At 41.8% G+C, this 16,812-nt stretch carries 16 protein-coding genes and 2 pseudogenes; 6 read left to right on the top strand and 12 right to left on the bottom strand.

Translation table 11 applies throughout. The features are described from left to right. Window positions 1-260: 260 nt before the first annotated feature. Together VB836_RS00530 and VB836_RS00535 are read right to left on the bottom strand one after the other, a co-directional pair. Window positions 261-1,223: a TIGR03885 family FMN-dependent LLM class oxidoreductase gene (locus tag VB836_RS00530; RefSeq protein WP_323217530.1), complete on the bottom strand. Its 963-nt coding sequence runs from the start codon at window positions 1,221-1,223 to the stop codon at window positions 261-263. Window positions 1,224-1,510: 287 nt separating this feature from the next. Further along, window positions 1,511-2,590: a transglutaminase domain-containing protein gene (locus VB836_RS00535; protein ID WP_323217531.1), complete on the bottom strand. Its 1,080-nt coding sequence runs from the start codon at window positions 2,588-2,590 to the stop codon at window positions 1,511-1,513. A 576-nt stretch (window positions 2,591-3,166) separates the two neighbouring features. On the opposite strand from VB836_RS00535, the gene rbfA reads away from it, so the two are divergent. The 3 genes from rbfA to VB836_RS00550 all read left to right on the top strand — a co-directional run bounded on the left by rbfA (window position 3,167) and on the right by VB836_RS00550 (window position 6,178). After that, complete coding sequence (gene rbfA / locus VB836_RS00540; protein WP_046277015.1) at window positions 3,167-3,595, top strand: 30S ribosome-binding factor RbfA; 429 nt, start codon at window positions 3,167-3,169, stop codon at window positions 3,593-3,595. Continuing rightward, window positions 3,592-5,214: a glycoside hydrolase family 3 N-terminal domain-containing protein gene (locus VB836_RS00545; protein ID WP_323217532.1), complete on the top strand. Its 1,623-nt coding sequence runs from the start codon at window positions 3,592-3,594 to the stop codon at window positions 5,212-5,214. Before rbfA ends, VB836_RS00545 begins: the two co-directional genes overlap by 4 nt. Before the next feature lie 739 nt (window positions 5,215-5,953). After that, window positions 5,954-6,178, top strand: a complete 225-nt coding sequence (locus VB836_RS00550) for a DUF4327 family protein (protein ID WP_046281793.1) — start codon at window positions 5,954-5,956, stop codon at window positions 6,176-6,178. 416 nt (window positions 6,179-6,594) lie between these two features. On the opposite strand, the gene VB836_RS00555 is transcribed toward VB836_RS00550, so the two are convergent. Both VB836_RS00555 and VB836_RS00560 read right to left on the bottom strand, forming a co-directional pair. Next, on the bottom strand, window positions 6,595-6,996 hold the full coding sequence (locus tag VB836_RS00555; RefSeq protein WP_323217533.1) for a hypothetical protein: 402 nt from the start codon (window positions 6,994-6,996) through the stop codon (window positions 6,595-6,597). Between the two features lie 109 nt (window positions 6,997-7,105). Next, the gene (locus tag VB836_RS00560) at window positions 7,106-7,462 is read right to left on the bottom strand and encodes a hypothetical protein (RefSeq protein WP_323217534.1); all 357 of its coding nucleotides are present in this window, start codon (window positions 7,460-7,462) and stop codon (window positions 7,106-7,108) included. Between the two features lie 126 nt (window positions 7,463-7,588). Here VB836_RS00560 and VB836_RS00565 point away from each other — a divergent pair. Both VB836_RS00565 and VB836_RS00570 read left to right on the top strand, forming a co-directional pair. Next, window positions 7,589-7,831: pseudogene (locus VB836_RS00565) on the top strand (RNA-guided endonuclease TnpB family protein); the annotation flags it as partial. A gap of 113 nt (window positions 7,832-7,944) precedes the next feature. Continuing rightward, window positions 7,945-8,836: pseudogene (locus VB836_RS00570) on the top strand (RNA-guided endonuclease InsQ/TnpB family protein); the annotation flags it as partial. A gap of 271 nt (window positions 8,837-9,107) precedes the next feature. Here the strand turns inward: VB836_RS00570 and VB836_RS00575 are convergent. Together VB836_RS00575 and VB836_RS00580 are read right to left on the bottom strand one after the other, a co-directional pair. Continuing rightward, on the bottom strand, window positions 9,108-9,851 hold the full coding sequence (locus VB836_RS00575) for an SIMPL domain-containing protein (RefSeq protein WP_323217535.1): 744 nt from the start codon (window positions 9,849-9,851) through the stop codon (window positions 9,108-9,110). 238 nt (window positions 9,852-10,089) lie between these two features. Further along, window positions 10,090-10,809: a hypothetical protein gene (locus VB836_RS00580; protein ID WP_323217536.1), complete on the bottom strand. Its 720-nt coding sequence runs from the start codon at window positions 10,807-10,809 to the stop codon at window positions 10,090-10,092. Window positions 10,810-10,905: 96 nt separating this feature from the next. Here VB836_RS00580 and VB836_RS00585 point away from each other — a divergent pair, with 96 nt between their 5' ends. Next, on the top strand, window positions 10,906-12,345 hold the full coding sequence (locus tag VB836_RS00585; RefSeq protein ID WP_323217537.1) for a trypsin-like serine protease: 1,440 nt from the start codon (window positions 10,906-10,908) through the stop codon (window positions 12,343-12,345). A 4-nt stretch (window positions 12,346-12,349) separates the two neighbouring features. Here the strand turns inward: VB836_RS00585 and VB836_RS00590 are convergent, their stop codons facing one another. The 6 genes from VB836_RS00590 to VB836_RS00615 all read right to left on the bottom strand — a co-directional run bounded on the left by VB836_RS00590 (window position 12,350) and on the right by VB836_RS00615 (window position 16,566). Further along, entirely contained in the window at window positions 12,350-13,183 is an 834-nt protein-coding gene (locus VB836_RS00590; RefSeq protein ID WP_323217538.1) for a sulfurtransferase, read from the bottom strand. Between the two features lie 64 nt (window positions 13,184-13,247). Further along, complete coding sequence (locus tag VB836_RS00595; protein ID WP_046279268.1) at window positions 13,248-13,574, bottom strand: DUF760 domain-containing protein; 327 nt, start codon at window positions 13,572-13,574, stop codon at window positions 13,248-13,250. A 117-nt stretch (window positions 13,575-13,691) separates the two neighbouring features. Beyond that, window positions 13,692-14,168, bottom strand: a complete 477-nt coding sequence (locus VB836_RS00600; RefSeq protein WP_323217541.1) for a DUF2358 domain-containing protein — start codon at window positions 14,166-14,168, stop codon at window positions 13,692-13,694. Window positions 14,169-14,321: 153 nt separating this feature from the next. Next, window positions 14,322-14,849: a pentapeptide repeat-containing protein gene (locus VB836_RS00605; protein ID WP_046279266.1), complete on the bottom strand. Its 528-nt coding sequence runs from the start codon at window positions 14,847-14,849 to the stop codon at window positions 14,322-14,324. Between the two features lie 301 nt (window positions 14,850-15,150). Then, window positions 15,151-15,768, bottom strand: a complete 618-nt coding sequence (locus VB836_RS00610; RefSeq protein ID WP_046279265.1) for a CP12 domain-containing protein — start codon at window positions 15,766-15,768, stop codon at window positions 15,151-15,153. 132 nt (window positions 15,769-15,900) lie between these two features. Beyond that, complete coding sequence (locus VB836_RS00615; protein WP_323217543.1) at window positions 15,901-16,566, bottom strand: chromophore lyase CpcT/CpeT; 666 nt, start codon at window positions 16,564-16,566, stop codon at window positions 15,901-15,903. Between the last annotated feature and the right edge of the window lie 246 nt (window positions 16,567-16,812).

Here is a 16,812-nt window from a genome sequence, read left to right on the forward strand (position 1 = left end):
AGCACGATGGATCATGAGGAAATGGCATACAACTAACTTGAATCTAGGAATCAGTAAGAGTATATTTTATAACGGCATTACCTACTACGCAAACTTCAAAGTCCCTCGCCTCGTAGGAGAGGGATTTAGGGAGAGGTTCTTCAAAGTTCCTCGCCTTACCTCCCTTTTTAAGGGGGGCAGGGGGGATTGGAGAGGGATTTAGGGAGAGGTTCTTCAAAGTTCCTCGCCTTGTAGGAGACTGTTAATAAAAGTTGTTAGTTTTAGAGAAGACGGGGTAAAACGGTTTTACCAAAAGTTTCAATAAATTGCTCTTGTTCTCGATTAACGTTATGTAAAATCAACTCATCAAATCCCAGTTCAATATCTTGCTTTAACCATTCAATATGCTGCTCTACGTTCGACGAAACTCGCACATTTTTTTCTAAATCTTCTAAAGTGACAAATTCTCCAATAGCATCAAATTGTTGAGGAGTTTTTAGATCGGATAAAACCTGACTTGCAAAAATATTATTTCGCCATTGATCATAAGCATCTTTTTTAGCAATATTTTCATCAGAATGATAAGATAACTGAACCTTTAAAATCATCGGTTTTCCTTGTCCTCCTCCCCGATGAAATGCCTCCACAACTTCTTTTAATTGTTCAGGAGGACGAGAGGTGGTTATCAGTCCATCCGCCCAACTACCGAGCCATTGAGCGGTTTTTGCGGTGATTGCAGCCCCAATCATTAAGGGATTTGTTTCTGGGCGAGTATAGAGTTTTGCTTCTTCAATAGATACTAAACCTCGATGGGTTACTGTTTCCCCTGACCACAACGCCCGAATAATATCAACACATTCTTTTAAACGGGTATTGCGATCGCTTTTACAAGGCCATTTCTCACCTGTAATTTGTTCATTTAAAGCTTGACCACTGCCAACAGTTAACCAAAAACGATCAGGAAACATTTCCGCTAAAGTTGCTGCGGCTTGGGCAATAATAGCGGGGTGATAGCGTTGACCAGGGGCGCAAACAATGCGATAGGATAAATTTGGGGTTGCTTGCATTGCAGCGCCTAACCAAGACCAAGCAAAACCGCTTTGTCCTTGCTTTTCACTCCAAGGATAAAAATGATCGGAAGATAAGCATAAATTAAACCCTGCTTTGTCAGCTTGTTGAACATAATTTAACAGTTGACTGGGTTTAAATTGTTCGTGGGAGGCATGATAACCAATTTTAACCATTACTATTTTCCTTTAATTGTTAGCAGTCATAATCTTACTCACGCATTTTAACGAATAATCTAACACCTTTTATTTTAATAATTTTTAACTAAATTTATTCTATCTTTTGGATGATGTAGAGATTCAAGATTCGTTTCTTTGTAAAAATCAACCTCAAGATAGATGATTTAAAATTGATTCTAGAATAAATCACTCAACAGACCGATTCAATCCCTAATCCCTGTAAGGGCGGGTTCTTTGAAATTTATAAGATCCATTCTAGATTAAACTAAACCCGCCCAAATCTATTAAGTGCTAAACCGAAACGCCCCTAAATATTGATAGGTTCCATATTGTTCTTGACTGCTAAATAGTCGAACTTCATGGTTTCCTGAACCCGGTAAAGAACAAGGAATATTAGACGTTTTACGAGTGGGAGGACTACAGAGAAAGGTTTGTCTATGTCCTTGGGGTACAACTTCCGCCATCATCCAACGATTTTTAGAATTTTCTAACTGAATATCAACCTTATTTTGGACTCGGATATTAGAAAGTTTAGGGGAAATTAACCGGAACCCTTCCGCGAAAAATTCAGGCTGTAAAGAGGGCTGTCTAATAAACTCAGGACGAGATAACGGACGAGCCAATAATTGCCAAGCGGAATCATTTGGAAGATGAGTCATAATCATCACTTCAGGAGGGGTCAGTAAATAGTTTGTTCGGTACTGTTTAACATAGTCCGAACCGTTAACATAGCCCGTGTCCCAAGTGACATCCATTAAATACCATTGATCATTAATTTTAATCCCATTCCAAGCATGACCTTCACCGCTTAAACCCCCATTCAAAGTGCGATAATCTCCGGGGATATAAGCCACTTCTAAACCTGCTGCTTTTCCTAAAGCTTGCATCAATCTAGCATATCCTGAACAAACGGCTTTACGAGTTCTAAAAACAGTTTGGGCATCTTGAGGTGGATAATATTTTCGCAGATAAGCGGCATAATCATATTCAATCTTTGTGACAACATAATCATGCAATGCTTTAACGACTAAAAACGGATCTGATTCTCGTTGAGTAATATATTGGGCGACGGAGATTATACTACTTTCTGCTGAAATTGGCATTCGAGTAACAAGGGAATCAATGCTAGTTTTTTCCCAGGGCCAAGAATTAGTTTGCTGTCGAAAGGCGAGAGTTTGTTGTAGACTGGGAAGGCCAGAAGAATCTGCAACGGCTTTGAAAGTTGTGAGCGGATTGAGTACCGTCAAGCAGGAGATTATTGCCAAACTGAGCGCCAATATTTGCTTTCTTGTTCGTCTAATTTTCATCCATTGAAAAATCTGAAAAGATTTGAATAAAATCAATAAAGAAGCTTGCTTATTCATAGTTTTCACAAAACTTTTGCCGGGTAATGTCAGCTTTTTCCGATGATCAACACGCAGAAATGACTATCCCAACCTGCACCAGAGGTAGGAAAAACGTAAGAAATTCAATTGACTCATAATTCGCTCAGAGAGTATTCGGCTATAGGATTAGAGAGTAATTTTACGAATCCTTTTGACTCCCTTGTGAATTTAATTTCGCTCCGTTTATTAGGATTTCCGGGAGTTTTGAGAATTGCTGTTATTTTTTTCAATCTAATTTAATCAAGCTTAAGTCAATTCAAACCCGAACTTTTTCAAGAAGTTTATGGCAGAGATTTTCCTGAAAATCCTCAGTATAGATGAAGGATTAATGAGATCAGTTGTCTTCCTCAATTCCATCAACAACCGTCAGTGTATAGAAAGTTTTTCTGATGGGGTTTACGGCTAACAGTTAAGCGACAAGAGCCAACAATTATTCACTGCGTTAAGCAATCTGACTCTTTAGAGAGGGAAACGAGTTCCCCAAAGCCAGAATTTAGGAAACAAGGGAAGATGCCACGTTAAACTGATAGGAGTCTAGCTTAGGTGAAGATTGTCATGCCTACAGATCGTCGAGTTTCCCGAGTGGCTGCACAGATTAAACGGGAGGTGAGTCAAATATTAATGCAAGAAGTGAAAGATGATCGAGTCGGAAGTGGTATGGTGAGCATCACAGATGTGGAAGTTGCAGGAGATCTTCAACACGTTAAAATCTTTGTGAGCATTTACGGTAGTGAAGAAGCTCGTCAAGAAACGATGGTAGGTTTACGAGCGGCGACGGGGTACATCCGCTCTACTCTCGGTCAACGGGTGCGTTTACGTCGAACTCCAGAAGTTGTGTTTTTAGAAGATCGTTCGTTAGAGCGAGGTGATAAAATGTTATCGCTGCTCAATCACATTTCTGAAAACCGGAAACCGGATGAAGATCAGCAACCTCTGGAGGATTCTTCAGAGCAATACATTCCTGATACTCCTCAACCTGAATGAATCTCTCGCTAGCAGAACAAGTCGCCCAGATGGTCGTGGTCCGAGCTTCCGGTTATCTGTTTGACCATCAAATTCGCTATCCGGTTTGGGAGCCTCCCTCTGCTCAGTTACAACATTGGTTGCAAGACTTGGCCGTGGGTGGGGTTCTTTTAGTCGATGGTAGCGCTGTAGAAATCACGGCTCGTACCCAACAACTCCAGTCTTGGGCGAAATTTCCCTTGCTGTTAGCCGCCGATATTGAAGAAGGGGTGGGTCAACGCTTTGCGGGAGCGACTTGGTTTCCACCCCCGATGACCATTGGAACTCTGGCGGCGACGGATGTGAAAAAGGCTGTAGACGCTGCAAAACAGATGGGAGCGATTACCGCTCAAGAAGCCTTAGCGATAGGTTTAAACTGGATTTTGGCTCCGGTGGTGGATGTAAATAATAACCCGGACAACCCGGTGATTAATGTGCGTTCGTTTGGAGAGACGGAGGGTACTGTTAGTCAGTTAGCGAGCGCCTTTATTCGCGGTTGTCAATCTTATCCGGTTCTCACGACAGCCAAACATTTTCCCGGTCATGGTGACACGGCGATTGATTCTCATTTAGAATTACCAACGATTCCCCATTGCGATCAACGTCTCCATCAGCTAGAGTTGCTTCCCTTTCAAGCGGCGATTTCTACTGGGGTTGATGCGGTGATGAGCGCTCATCTGTTAATAGCGGCTTGGGATGACCAACGACCTGCAACCTTGTCGAGATCTATTTTAACGGGTCAGTTGCGTCAAAAGCTGGGGTTTGAAGGGTTGATTGTTACCGATGCGTTGGTGATGGGAGCGATCGCTAACCAGTATAGTCCAGAAGAAGCGCCTGTCTTGGCAATAGAGGCGGGAGCTGATATTATATTGATGCCTGTTGATCCAGAGGTGGCAATTCGCTCTGTTTGCGATGCGGTGGTTTCGGGTCGAATTTCCCCAGAACGGATTCGAGCTTCTGTACAACGAATTTGGAAGGCGAAGGCGAAAGTCTATCCGGGATGGAATACAAAGCATCCGGGTTTGTTTCCGCCAGAGATTGAGAAACGATCTTTTAGCGGTTTGAGTCAAAGGTTATCGAGTCAGTCTGCTCAGACGGTGGTTTCTCATCTAGTACGGGAGACGTTGAAGATTGGAGGAACTATCCCGTTAGAACGCTCTTCTCAAACTCACACCCCCCCACTGCGAAATTTGGTGATTGTCGATGATTTGTTGAACTGTCCCTTTTTAGGCAATCATACTCCAGCGATCGCAGGTCCTGCTGAATGGGGTTATCAACTGCAATTGATTGACTCCAAAGAGCAACTTGTTCAGGAGTCGCTCTCGTCGGAGGGGGGTTTAACCTTGCTTCAGCTTTTTATTCGCGGAAATCCTTTTCGCGGAAGTGAGGGTTTGACTGAGGTTGCAGAGAATAGGCTTAAGAATTTATTAAAAACGGGTCAATTACAAGCCTTAGTGATTTACGGTAGTCCTTATGCTTTAGATCGGTTTAGACTTCAAATTCCACCGGATCTACCTTACGTCTTTTCTTTTGGTCAAATGCCATCTGCTCAGGCGGTTGTATTGAAAACCTTGTTTGGACTGTCAACAACCCGCCGTTAAGTTCTAGGACTCTAACGGGGGCTTGAAAAAGCCCAAGTTGACCAGCCTAAGTGTCTAGCGCACTACGTTAGAGGTAAGTGTTAAAGTTCCTACCGGAGGATGCGTAGCTAGTCCCCCGCTCTAGAACCAAGCAGTTAAACAGTCGCGTCGGGTCAGTGGTAGTGCTGATTGGAAAGTACCGACCTCTAACATTGGCGAAGCTCACTTTACCCCGAAAGGGAGAGGCGTTAAGCCGAAAAACAACCCCTATGCGTACAGGTAGAACGCACAAGCCTGTAACTGTCCAGGCGAAAGGCGAATGCAAAACGTCGAATGTCGTTAGTACATCCAAGGCGCCATTGGGTTCTCAAAATTAGTAAGGAAGCAGTACGCCCTGCCCTGCTTTCCTCTCACCGTTAAATCAAAAAGATTATAACGGGAGTCTCCAGCAGGTTAGAGAGATGAAAATTGGATCATTCGCCCCCGGAGCTAGTATTTTTCGGCTAGCCAGGGGCAGTTGTTTTATAAATCAACTATGGTCGAATTTACTTGACCAAGGAGAGAGTGTTTACCGGAGTCAAACCCCCGTATGATCACCCTTTGAGGTCTATTTTCGGAAATTTTAATTTCTTTATGGAAAGATTAGAGGGGAATTGTAATCGCTTATACTGAAAAAAATACTTCCCTAAATTCGATTTTTCCATTATGATTAGATACTGATGCCGTAAACCACCAAAGGCAACCCCAAGAGGGCAAATCTATGACTTACACCACTGTTCAATACTCACTCAATTTGATCAAAGACGAGGCTCGCGAACTCGTCAGCCAAGGCGTCGTTAGCCGTCAACAGCCTATCTACACCCTATGCCAATATATTCCGGCTCGGGAATGGGCAGGCGTGGAGTGCGAGTTAGAAGCTTGCAATTTCCTGCTACGAGATCGGATTGGCGATCTGATTGGCTGTGAAAAGTGGGATAACGATTAAACCTTGTTGAACTGGAAACCTAGCAATCATGCTGGTTTTCCCTAGAATAACCCTATGGTTTTCCCTGTGATGTAATCCAGATAACAGTTACCCAAAATTGGGCTGTGTTTGGAATCAGAAGTTACATCACTTCAATCCATAGCACTCAATTAACACGACTCAAACCCATACAACTCAATTAACCTAATAATAGACGACCACTACTGATCTCAAACAACAGTACCATCGAACGGGAGAGATCTCCCAGGATTTTTCCGCTTAAGTTGACTCATCGTTTGCGTGAGTGAGTGGCATTTAGTTTTTTTTACTCTAAAGTGTTAAATTTTGCAGCCAGCTTTTGGAGCTACTTGTATCCCTTCAGGTAGCCTGGAGCTGGCTTATTAAGTAGTCTGTCGGTAGCTCAATCGGAGTTTGAGTTAGTTTGAGGACTCAGAGCCGCGTAGACGTTCTAGCTCTTGTCGGAGGGCTGCAATTTGAGCGGTGAGTTCTTGAAGTTCTTGGGCGGAGTTCGTCGGTTGAGAAACTGAGACTGAGGTTGTAGTCGTCATCGGGGATGAATAGGTTGAGGCTGTCGGCTCAGTCGTTGCGGAGTTGGTTTGTTGCTCTAAGAGAGTATCTACAAACTTGCGGGCTTCAAGTTCAGTTTGTTCTCCTTTTTCAGCCCACTCCTCAGCGAGCTGAGTCCATTGAGACTGCATTTTTTCTAGATTCTCACTTCGCTTTTGCGAATCTTGCAGCATTTCAATCATAGAGGAGGTTGCGCCGAGTGTGACGCGAAACCCTTGGTGAAGAATCTGAGTTAGGTTATCGGCATTCATGAGAATCAGAACATGAGTGGGTTGAAAATCGACGGTCTCTAAGCAGATGAGTCAATTTGGTTGAATATTTTAACACTAGGTTGAGTATCTGAGCTAGAAACTCATAATCTTAGCTAACTTGCTCTAGGTACTGATTGACATCTTCAACAATGCGAGTCAATTCAGCTTCACTGTTCACCTTAATTCGGTCATCTCTGACTGTAATCAGCAACTTGGCGGCAAAAGGACTCGGCCAAATATTGGGGTTACAAAACACTTCTAAAAACACATCCTCCGTATGTTGATATTCCATTGATTTTTGCGGCGTGGGCTTACCTGTTGTACCGGGAGTAGACTTCGCCGCTACTGCTTTGAGTTGCTCCATCAGTCCATCAAGGGCTGTTTTTAAGCCTTGAGCCGCTTCTGGGGTAAAACGAATCGAAACTGAGCCTTGAATCAAATTTAATGTCAGTGGAGCAGTATACATAATTAAATCGAACGGTTTTCACAATTGCCGCTCTGATTTTACCAAGAAAAACAGGTTTAAAGCCCCGTCGTTCACGACGGATTATTTTATGTTACAATAACTTATCGTGGAGCGACAATGATAAACATGATTGTCTATGAAATGAAGCTACAAGGAACACAAAGCCAGTACAAAAAGTTAGACGAAGCCATTCGTACTGGTCGTTTCGTTCGCAACAGCATCATTAAAGCATGGATAGACGGTCAAGTTCAAAGTCGTAACGATGCTTATACCTACTGCAAACTGCTGTCAGACAACCCGAGTTTTCCCTGGGTAAACCAACTCAACTCTATGGCTCGACAAGCACACGCAGAAAGAGCATGGGCATCCATTTAAAAACGGATAGAGAAGCGGAAGAACGGATTAACTTAACTGTAAAACGCATAGATCTTGGCATCTCACAGATAGCTTAATCCGTTAAATCCTTATCCTATCTGTTTTAAATTGAACGATTTTATCAAAATTGTCGGCAAAAAATACCGGGAAAAAAAGGATTCCCAAAGTTTAAAAAATATCAAGTTAGAGCATCTGTTGAATACAAAACATCGGGATGGAAACTTTCAGAAGATAGACGTTATCTAACGTTTACTGATAAGTTTCAAGCAGGTAGATTTAAACTTTGGGGAAGCCGAGATTTACACTTCTATCAACTCCAACAAATCAAACGAGTGAGAGTCATTAGAAGACACGATGGGTATTACGCTCAATTTTTAATCGACCATGAACGAGAAGAAAACAAAGAACTCACAGGAAAACAAACTGGGCTAGATGTAGGTCTTAACTATTTCTACACCGATTCTTTTGGCTCACACATAGAAAATCCTCGCTTTTTAAGAAAAGACGAACAGCGTATTAAAAAGCTGCAACGTCAGTTATCTCGAACAAAAAAGGGAAGTCAAAACCGTAAAAAAGCCAGAAATCGTTTAGGTAGAAAATATCTTAAGGTTTCACGCAGGCGTAATGATTGGGTTTGTAAACAGGCCCAACACGTCATACAGTCTAACGACTTGGTAGCAATAGAAAACCTACGGATACGCAATTTAGTTAAAAATCATCATTTAGCCAAGTCAATTAACGATGCTGCTTGGTACAGATTTAGAGAATGGTTGGAATATTTTGGGAGGATTTATGGGGTGACGGTGATTGCTGTTGAACCCGCATACACGTCTCAAAACTGCTCAAATTGTGGTGAAAAGGTGATCAAAACTCTCAGTACCCGGACTTCACGAATGTCCTCACTGCGGGTATGTAGCAGACCGAGACGAAAACGCCGCCAAAAACATTCTAAAATCTGCACTCAAACAGCTATCAAATCAAGAAACGGATAAGAAATAGATTAACGGATTAACTTGACTGTAAAACGCATAAATCTAGGCTTCTCACACGTAGCTTAATCCGTTTTTCCGCTTAATATCTGTTTTGAAAATACCGTCGGGCAGATGGAAATCAACGCCTCCCGAGAGACTGATCTCTGCTTAAGTGGGGAAACTCAATTGAGTAAGTCAACTCGACGAAAGAGGAAACCCAAATCGTGAGGTTTGGAATCTCCGTCGTTTAGGGCGGAGAGGATGTCAAGCGCCTCAACTGGAGATATAAAACTTAACGTCTAATAGCGAATTTGCAACGTCACAGAGGCTTGTACTTGCTGTTCTCCACCAATAACAGGGGTTTGCGCTCGTTCTGCGGCTGCCATAGCTGCCTGGGGCATCATTAACGGTTGAGGCACAGGCGCACTGGCACTATTAATTTGAATACCGACAATTTCTCGTTTGGTTAATTGCAAAGTCTCCAGAACCGCATCGGCTTGACGTTGGGCTTCTTGAGTCGCCTGTCTCAAAGCCTGTTGTTGAGCGGTTGAAATTGCACTGTCGGAGGCGACAAAACTAACGCCATCAATGCGAGTTGCTCCGGCTTTTACTGCATCATCAAGTAAACTGCCAATCTTATCAGTTGGGATACGGAAACTCACGGTATTTGTCGCGGAGTATCCCGTTAATTCTTGTTGGTTGTTGAGATAGCTATAGTTCGGGTTGAGACGAATTCCGGTGGTTTCCAGTTTCTCAACATTTCGCGATCGCAATAATTCTACTACGGCGGTGCTGCGTTTGGCAGCCTCTTGTTGAACTTCATCAGCCGTTTTTCCCGACACTTCTACCCCCAGTTGAACTTGAGTCATAGAAGTGGGAATATTAACAATACCTTGACCACTAACAGTTAACGTTCTCATTTGTTGTTCTTGAGCGATAACGGGGGGAGTCTGGGAAAAACTGACTAAACCAACAAAGCCTAAACCTAATGATAACGCGGTTAATAGACCCCAGGAAGAAGAATATAGACGAGGAACGGACATGGTAGGTTTTCTCTCAATAAAATTGTTAAGTTGGCTGAGTTGCAAATAGAAGTCTCTGCTTAATTCATCCGTTTCAGTTTGCCCCAATTGAGTTCAGGATATTTCATTAATTTAATTCGGCTTCAACTCTGGGCAATTACTTCATAAGCTGACGGAGAATGAACCGGAAAAGATTCCGAATTGTGACAGTTTTTACAGTGACCCGTGTAGGGGCGGGTTCCGCATTTATATCTATTTCTTACAGACCACTTTTATCAACCCGCCCTTCCCCAATGTTGAAAGTTGCAATGACCTGTTTGTTTTCCATATACCATTGCGTTTCGTGAACGTATTTAACCGCATTAATATCAAGGCCGCCATAGCGATCATTTTCTGAGGTTTGAACTAACTGTTTGAGTTGCTGAAAACAAACCTCACCTACCGGATCAAGAATTCGTCCGAGGGAGATATGTCCGAGATTGGATTGTTGGAGTGAAGCCCAAGGAATCTGTTGACGCAATTGTTCCCGCAGTTGCTCAAATTCCCCATATCCTTTAACTATTATTGTACCATCGGGCGTGATTAAAAATCCCCGATAAGTCATTTTAAAGATTTGAAAATTATTCAATATTTCTCGACAAATTTCTGTTGTTTTGGTCAGTAAATTGTCCTCAACAGTTTCATCGGGTCGTTTAATGATAAATAATTCCCAGTGATAGTTTTGCGGCTGAACTTGATAAAATCTCGTTGAATTGGGGAGTTTTTGAACAATTTGATCAAAAAGGGATTGAAAGCTTTGAGTTAAAGCATCAGGAAGCGGAAGCCCGACTAGAGTTGTCCAAACTTCAAACTGTTTAGGAACAATTTCACCGTTATTGATGTCAAAGAGATTTCGAGACGTTGTTAAAAACTCCAAGGGGAAATCATCAAGGTCTAGCAATCGCTGTTTTAGGGTTTGATAGCGCTGATCAAGTATCATCGTTTAAAATTGTTAGAGCCATCTACTCATTCAACTTTTCAAATATTGTAGCCTGTTCATCCCGTTTTAGATGTCTAATTTCTTTATCTTTTAAACATGACAGAATCTTTAATACAGTCAGAAAGTCGGCGTCGTTCAAGAATTGTTGTTGCGACAAATAATCCTAACGAACCTCGTTCTCTTATTCAACCCGGAACGGGCTTTGATGGGGTTGTCGCATGGGGAATGAATGGAGAAACTGAATGTAGTGGATCATTACTGTATACAGGTCGTCATATTCTCACGGTTGCACATTGTTTTAATAATATTGATGATACTCCCAATCTCAATCCTAATCCTAACAGTTATACGGTCTTTTTTGATTTACCAATAGGTCGAATCTCAATCCCCGCTAAACGGATTTTTGTTCATCCCAATTGGCGATCAGATTATGATAATAACTCAGATATTGCGATTATTGAACTGTCTCAACCTGCACCCATAGAAGCAGATCGTTATCAAATTTACACCGAGTTTGATGAAGTGGGTAAAGTGTTTGAAAAAGTTGGATATGGGGTGAGTGGAACCGGATGGGAAGGAGAAAATTTTGATGAACTTTCTCAAATTAAGCGTCGAGGAAAAAATCGCTATGATGCTTTTAGCGAGATTTTTAATGATGATCCTCAGAGTAATATTGCACCCAAAACTCAACTGGCTTATGATTTTGATAATGGTTCGTTTTTCAATGATGCGTTTGGTGTAGAATATGGTATTGTAGACTTAGGATTGGGTTCAGAAGAAATTGGCATTAGTGGCGGAGATTCAGGCGCACCTGCTTTTATTGATGGAAAAATAGCAGGTTTAAGTTCTTTTGGTCAAAGTCCGTTTGATCCCACAATTGACGTTACAGACTTTAATGATACCAGTTTTGGCGAATTTTTTAGTGATACGAGAGTCTCAATTTATGCGAGTTGGATCGAAGAAACTATCGCTTTATCTAACAGTGGCGATGATTTAATTGTAGGAAGTAATAAGATCGATATTTTAAATGGAAATCAGGGAAATGACACCATAGAAGGCGTAGGGGGCGGAGATACATTATTTGGGGGTCGAGAGAATGATCTCATTAGAGGTGGAGATGGCGATGATTTTCTCTCGGGAAATTTGGGGAATGATTTCTTAGAAGGAGGATCGGGAAATGATCAGCTATTTGGGGGTCAAGCAGATGATATTCTTAATGGAGGAGAGGGTCAAGATAGCCTGAGTGGAGATAGAGGACGGGATATTTTAACGGGAGGAAATGGGGAGGATTTGTTCATTTTATCTAATCAAACAGCAGTGAATGATCCGCTACAAGCGGATGTGATTATTGATTTTAGTTTAGGCGATCGCATCGGTTTAACAGAAGGACTAACAACCGAAAATTTAACCCTAGAAACCGTTAATCTAGATGGAGTTTCAGGTATTTTAATCCGTAATAGTCTAGCCAATACAGTATTAGGATTTGTGCAGAATACCTCAGTCGAGCAACTCTCGGGGAACTTGATCTCAATCTAATCTGTTAATTGGGTTCGTCTTCTATCAAATAAGAACACCAATCACTCCAACTTCCAGCATAAAGTTTTCCTTGATGAATTCCCGCCATTTCCAGTGACCACAAATTCACACAAGCCGTTACTCCCGAACCGCAATAAACGATGATTTCTTCTGCATCTTTTAGATCAGTCCAACGTTGAGTTTGTTGGTCTATTTTAACATATCCGGCTTCATCAGACACCTGTTTCCAGGGATAATTAACAGCACCCGGAATATGTCCGGCGATGGGATCAATGGGTTCCGTTTTTCCTAAATAGCGTTCCGGTTCACGAGAATCAATTAAAGCAACTTTTGGCTGATCTTTTCTCGCTTTCACGGTTTCAATATCAACCACAAAATCAGGATTAATTTTGGGGATAAACTGACCCAATTTAGGAGTGCTTTGAGTATTATTGACCGGATAACCTTCCGCTTTCCAATGACTAAATCCTCCATTTAAAAGAGCGATTTTTTCATGTCCCATGTATCGCAATAACCACCAAAAACGAGCCGCAAAAGCAAAGTAAGAATCATCATAAGCCACGACAAGGGTATCGGAATTAATCCCCATTTCGCTCAAAGTTTGAGCCAATTTTGTTGGCTCTGGGAGGGGATGACGCCCGCCATGTTGAGCAACTGGACTCGAAAGATCGCGGTTTAGATCGAGATAATATGCTCCTGGAATATGACTTTCTTGATATTGGCGCTGTCCTAATTCTACATCGGCTAAGGAAAAGCGACAGTCAACAACAACAACATCAGGATCATCCAGGTGATTAACTAACCAAGAAGCGGAAACCACAAAAGTATTATCAGTCATCTTTTGCTCTCAAAATTAGAAAAAATAAAGGTTCCCTTTCAAGAACCTCATTGTTGATTATACTTTAATGAGACTCAGATATAGATTTTTCAAAGTCCATGCGTTGTTTAGCATTGTAGAGGAAGTAACCATTCATCATCGCCGAAGCCAGAAGACGACCCAAATTTTTACGATTTGTAGTGATACTAACATCAAACTGTTCGGATGGTAAACCTCCCAACAATTGATGGAGACGACGTTCCATAATTTGAGCAACTTCGGGATCGGGTTTGGAAAGTTGAGCGATGGTTTCCGGGTTCATCGACTGAAGATATTTGAACAGTTCATTTCCGTCGGATGAAGCATCGTTGAAAAACTCAGAAGTTCGATTGGACAGATTTTTATCTTGCATTTTTAACCGTTTTTATTTTTTGAAAAAATGTATGGCTCACGTGGTTCCTAGTTTAACCTAAAATCCAACAAAGTTATAGTGAGTAAAACCGAACCCAATTGGGGGATGTTTCGACTTTCATCTTTCTTCGGGGTTTGAATTTGGCTGACGTTGAAAGAACTGTTTTAAAATTGTTTGGGGAGAACGATCCCAAGTATCTTCATGGCGATAGATTAAAGCTTGGTTGTTGAGGTGGTAAGCGGAGGAACCATTGAAGAAAATTTGCGGTTTCCAGGGAAGTCGTAGGGTTCCTCTTACTGTCCAGTCTGCGGTAATCAGATCAACTGCGGTTTGTTGAACTTGATGCAAATCAAAGTAAATTTCGCGAAAAAATAAACCCGCATGAAATCGCAACGTCCAAAAGATAATTCTATAGTTAAATTTCCATTTAAACGTATTAACAGGGTCAGTAAAGTAAATGTCTGAGGTATAAATATCGTAGGAGATATCTTTCTCAAACAGGGTGGGTAAGTCTTGTTTGAGAGTGTTAATAACAGTCTCTATTTTAGCTTGATATTGTTCGGGAGTGAGTGGGGGTGAGGTTTTGGTTTTCATCTTCTGTAGCCTAACTCTAACAAGAATAGTTCAATCTAGAGATAGACTAACATTGTCTTGATATTTTGCAAATATTGAGGTCAATTTCCCTCCTACGTTTATCCTACAGGAGGGAGCATTACTTTTTTTGTCAACTCTCAACCTGAATCCTGTTTATCGAGTATTATTACATTTTACTCGTTGTTGTTCGATGTTGTCATTACGGGGAATGTTAGATAAATTCATTCCGTTTGTATAAATCGTTTTTGCATCCCAAAGTTTCGCGCCGTCTAAGTTTGCTCCTGTTAGATTGGTTGTGCTATCTATAATGGCACCACTGAGATCAGTTTTACTCAAATCAGCACCGCTCAAATCAGCACCACTGAGGTTAGCATCAACGAAGTTTGCGTAGGGAAATTCAGCATTTTTTAAATTGGACTTGCTGAGATTAGCACAGGTAAAATAAGAGCCTTCAAAATAACCATCGCTGAGATTGGCTCCTGTGAGATCGGCTTGTCGGAGTTGAGCATTAACACGGCGGGTATTACTGAGATCAGCACCTTGGAGATTACATCCCTGACAAGATCTCGCCTCTCCCCGGAGAAAGACATCAGAGTTGTTAGTATTCAGTTGAGCAATAGAGGGAGCAACAATAACCAGAGGAATTAATATGCCAACTATTCCTAAAAGTTGAGATTTCATTTTCTTAGCCTCCTAAGCGTTTTATCGGTTGTTTATGTTTATTTTAGTTTGACCCTCTTTGTTTTGTCGATAGAGGAATAAAAAAGGTTCCGAAGATGAGAATAAGCTTATATTTAAATGATCCGTTTATATCCGAAATCCGCAGTTGTATCTCTTGATAAAATATTAGGTTTTCCTGAAAATTATTGACGCTATTCCTGTCAAAATAAGACTTTTGGTTGGGTATGGATCTATCTGGAGATAGATGCAAATTTATTTCCAAATAGATCCACTTTCAGCCCATCAGATTGATGAACAAACTTTAATTATCGTAAACCCGAGCTTCAAAAGCATCTGGATTTTCGTCGCAGTAAACCTCAAAGGCTGTTTTCTCAATTCGTTCAGCTTTTTGGTGTGCTGCTTCGGCTTGTAATTCTTCTACAATATCCCAAGCCGCAGCACATTCTTTGGAAGTTGGGCCGTTTTCAGCACAAGTCGCCCGAGCTTCTACAATGGCTTCTTGAATACGATCTTCGAGTAAAAGCGCTTTAGGCTTCTCGACGAAATCACCTTTTTTGAGGATATCACTAATAGAAATCACCCCGAGCAAGGTATCTTGAATGACGGGTGCTAAATGAATGTGAGTCTGAGCAAACAAACGAGCCACATATTCTACACCCAGGTCAGGGTTAACGACGATGCAGGGTTTCGTCATAATCTCATAAACTCGCATCTGTTTGGGGTCTTTACCGAAAGCGGCGACTTTGTAAATAATGTCAGTTTCGGTGACAATACCATAAGCGTCTTGGTCGTGGCGACGTTGAACAATTAAAGCCCGCAGTCCTTGAGAGTTCATTTTCTTGACTGCTTCAGCAACGGTGTCTGAACCGCGAATGGTCACGACATCAGTCGTCATAATATCTTTGGCTTTGAGCATCATGGCTCTTTCTCCCTTGATTCACTTCAAACTCTAGCTTGCCTTGTTATGGTATCAAAATAAAGCATTGTTATATTGATTCTAAACTGTTAAAATACATCACCTAAAATATTTAAGGATTGGGAATAACTGCAATTACTTGGACTTGATACGTCGATATTGATAGGGTTGATTTTCAGCGCCCCAGATCTGATTTCCCTCTTGGTCGTATCCGCGATCCAAAGTATCCATGCTTTCGGCGTCCAAAGTGATACTATTGGTGACTTTGACAGCACCTCGATAATTAACGGGACAACCATCGGGTTGGGTTTTCCCAATATATCGAGAACCCGCCAACTCCAGAAAAACACTACAGCGATACTCCCCAATATCCTTAACCGTAACCTGACGTTCGGACTGGGGTTTGTTACATAAATTAGCCCAGGCTTCGGGCTTAGGAGGGATAAACGTCGCCGACTCCACCTTCTGACTATCGGCACTGGGAGAAATCTGTAAAAAACGCTGACGGTAGGGTTTATAGAGCTTATCCGTCATCGCCTGTTCTTGGTAGAGAAAAATAGAGGGGGAACGCTGGGTAATCTCCTCAGCATCAGCCACTTCCACCACACAAGCCGTCATGCGAACACTGGGCGAACCGGGAGAAGCTTCAGCTTGGGCGGTTGTTTCCATTACACCTGTTAGATAAGAAGCTACTTCTATCACCTGTCGCTGGATGGAATGGAAGACTAAGCCACATCCAGCTAAACTAGCAGTAGTCATCAAAAAAGCGATCGCAGAACCGATTTTCAGGGGATAACTCACCCATACCTCCATTGCATGAAATAAAATACTGTTGTTTCTATCATTTGCCGCTACCTTGAGAAATTTGTCAACATAATAATGTCAGACCCAAGAGATGGAAATCTCTATCTGCGATCAGCCTGATTGGTCTTTGATATTAAATTTAACCTTACACCAATTCTTTATGAAGCTGCATCTAATTTATCCCCCCAGCCCCCCTTAGTAAGGCAGGGCTGTTTCATTCTCGGTTCAAAAATGCGATCGCCA

Origin of the sequence: Limnoraphis robusta BA-68 BA1 (genome assembly GCF_034932365.1) — a bacterium.
Taxonomy (GTDB): domain Bacteria; phylum Cyanobacteriota; class Cyanobacteriia; order Cyanobacteriales; family Microcoleaceae; genus Capilliphycus; species Capilliphycus robustus.

Bases quoted from the DNA above. Each gene is read 5' to 3' on its own strand.
- VB836_RS00560 (WP_323217534.1), bottom strand. From the start codon at position 7,462: ATGTATACTGCTCCACTGACATTAAATTTGATTCAAGGCTCAGTTTCG.
- VB836_RS00600 (WP_323217541.1), bottom strand. From the start codon at position 14,168: ATGAAAACCAAAACCTCACCCCCACTCACTCCCGAACAATATCAAGCT.
- VB836_RS00545 (WP_323217532.1), top strand. From the start codon at position 3,592: ATGAATCTCTCGCTAGCAGAACAAGTCGCCCAGATGGTCGTGGTCCGA.
- VB836_RS00610 (WP_046279265.1), bottom strand. From the start codon at position 15,768: ATGATGCTCAAAGCCAAAGATATTATGACGACTGATGTCGTGACCATT.
- rbfA (WP_046277015.1), top strand. From the start codon at position 3,167: ATGCCTACAGATCGTCGAGTTTCCCGAGTGGCTGCACAGATTAAACGG.
- VB836_RS00530 (WP_323217530.1), bottom strand. From the start codon at position 1,223: ATGGTTAAAATTGGTTATCATGCCTCCCACGAACAATTTAAACCCAGT.
- VB836_RS00575 (WP_323217535.1), bottom strand. From the start codon at position 9,851: ATGTCCGTTCCTCGTCTATATTCTTCTTCCTGGGGTCTATTAACCGCG.
- VB836_RS00580 (WP_323217536.1), bottom strand. From the start codon at position 10,809: ATGATACTTGATCAGCGCTATCAAACCCTAAAACAGCGATTGCTAGAC.
- VB836_RS00550 (WP_046281793.1), top strand. From the start codon at position 5,954: ATGACTTACACCACTGTTCAATACTCACTCAATTTGATCAAAGACGAG.
- VB836_RS00595 (WP_046279268.1), bottom strand. From the start codon at position 13,574: ATGCAAGATAAAAATCTGTCCAATCGAACTTCTGAGTTTTTCAACGAT.
- VB836_RS00590 (WP_323217538.1), bottom strand. From the start codon at position 13,183: ATGACTGATAATACTTTTGTGGTTTCCGCTTCTTGGTTAGTTAATCAC.
- VB836_RS00535 (WP_323217531.1), bottom strand. From the start codon at position 2,590: ATGAATAAGCAAGCTTCTTTATTGATTTTATTCAAATCTTTTCAGATT.
- VB836_RS00605 (WP_046279266.1), bottom strand. From the start codon at position 14,849: ATGAAATCTCAACTTTTAGGAATAGTTGGCATATTAATTCCTCTGGTT.
- VB836_RS00555 (WP_323217533.1), bottom strand. From the start codon at position 6,996: ATGAATGCCGATAACCTAACTCAGATTCTTCACCAAGGGTTTCGCGTC.
- VB836_RS00585 (WP_323217537.1), top strand. From the start codon at position 10,906: ATGACAGAATCTTTAATACAGTCAGAAAGTCGGCGTCGTTCAAGAATT.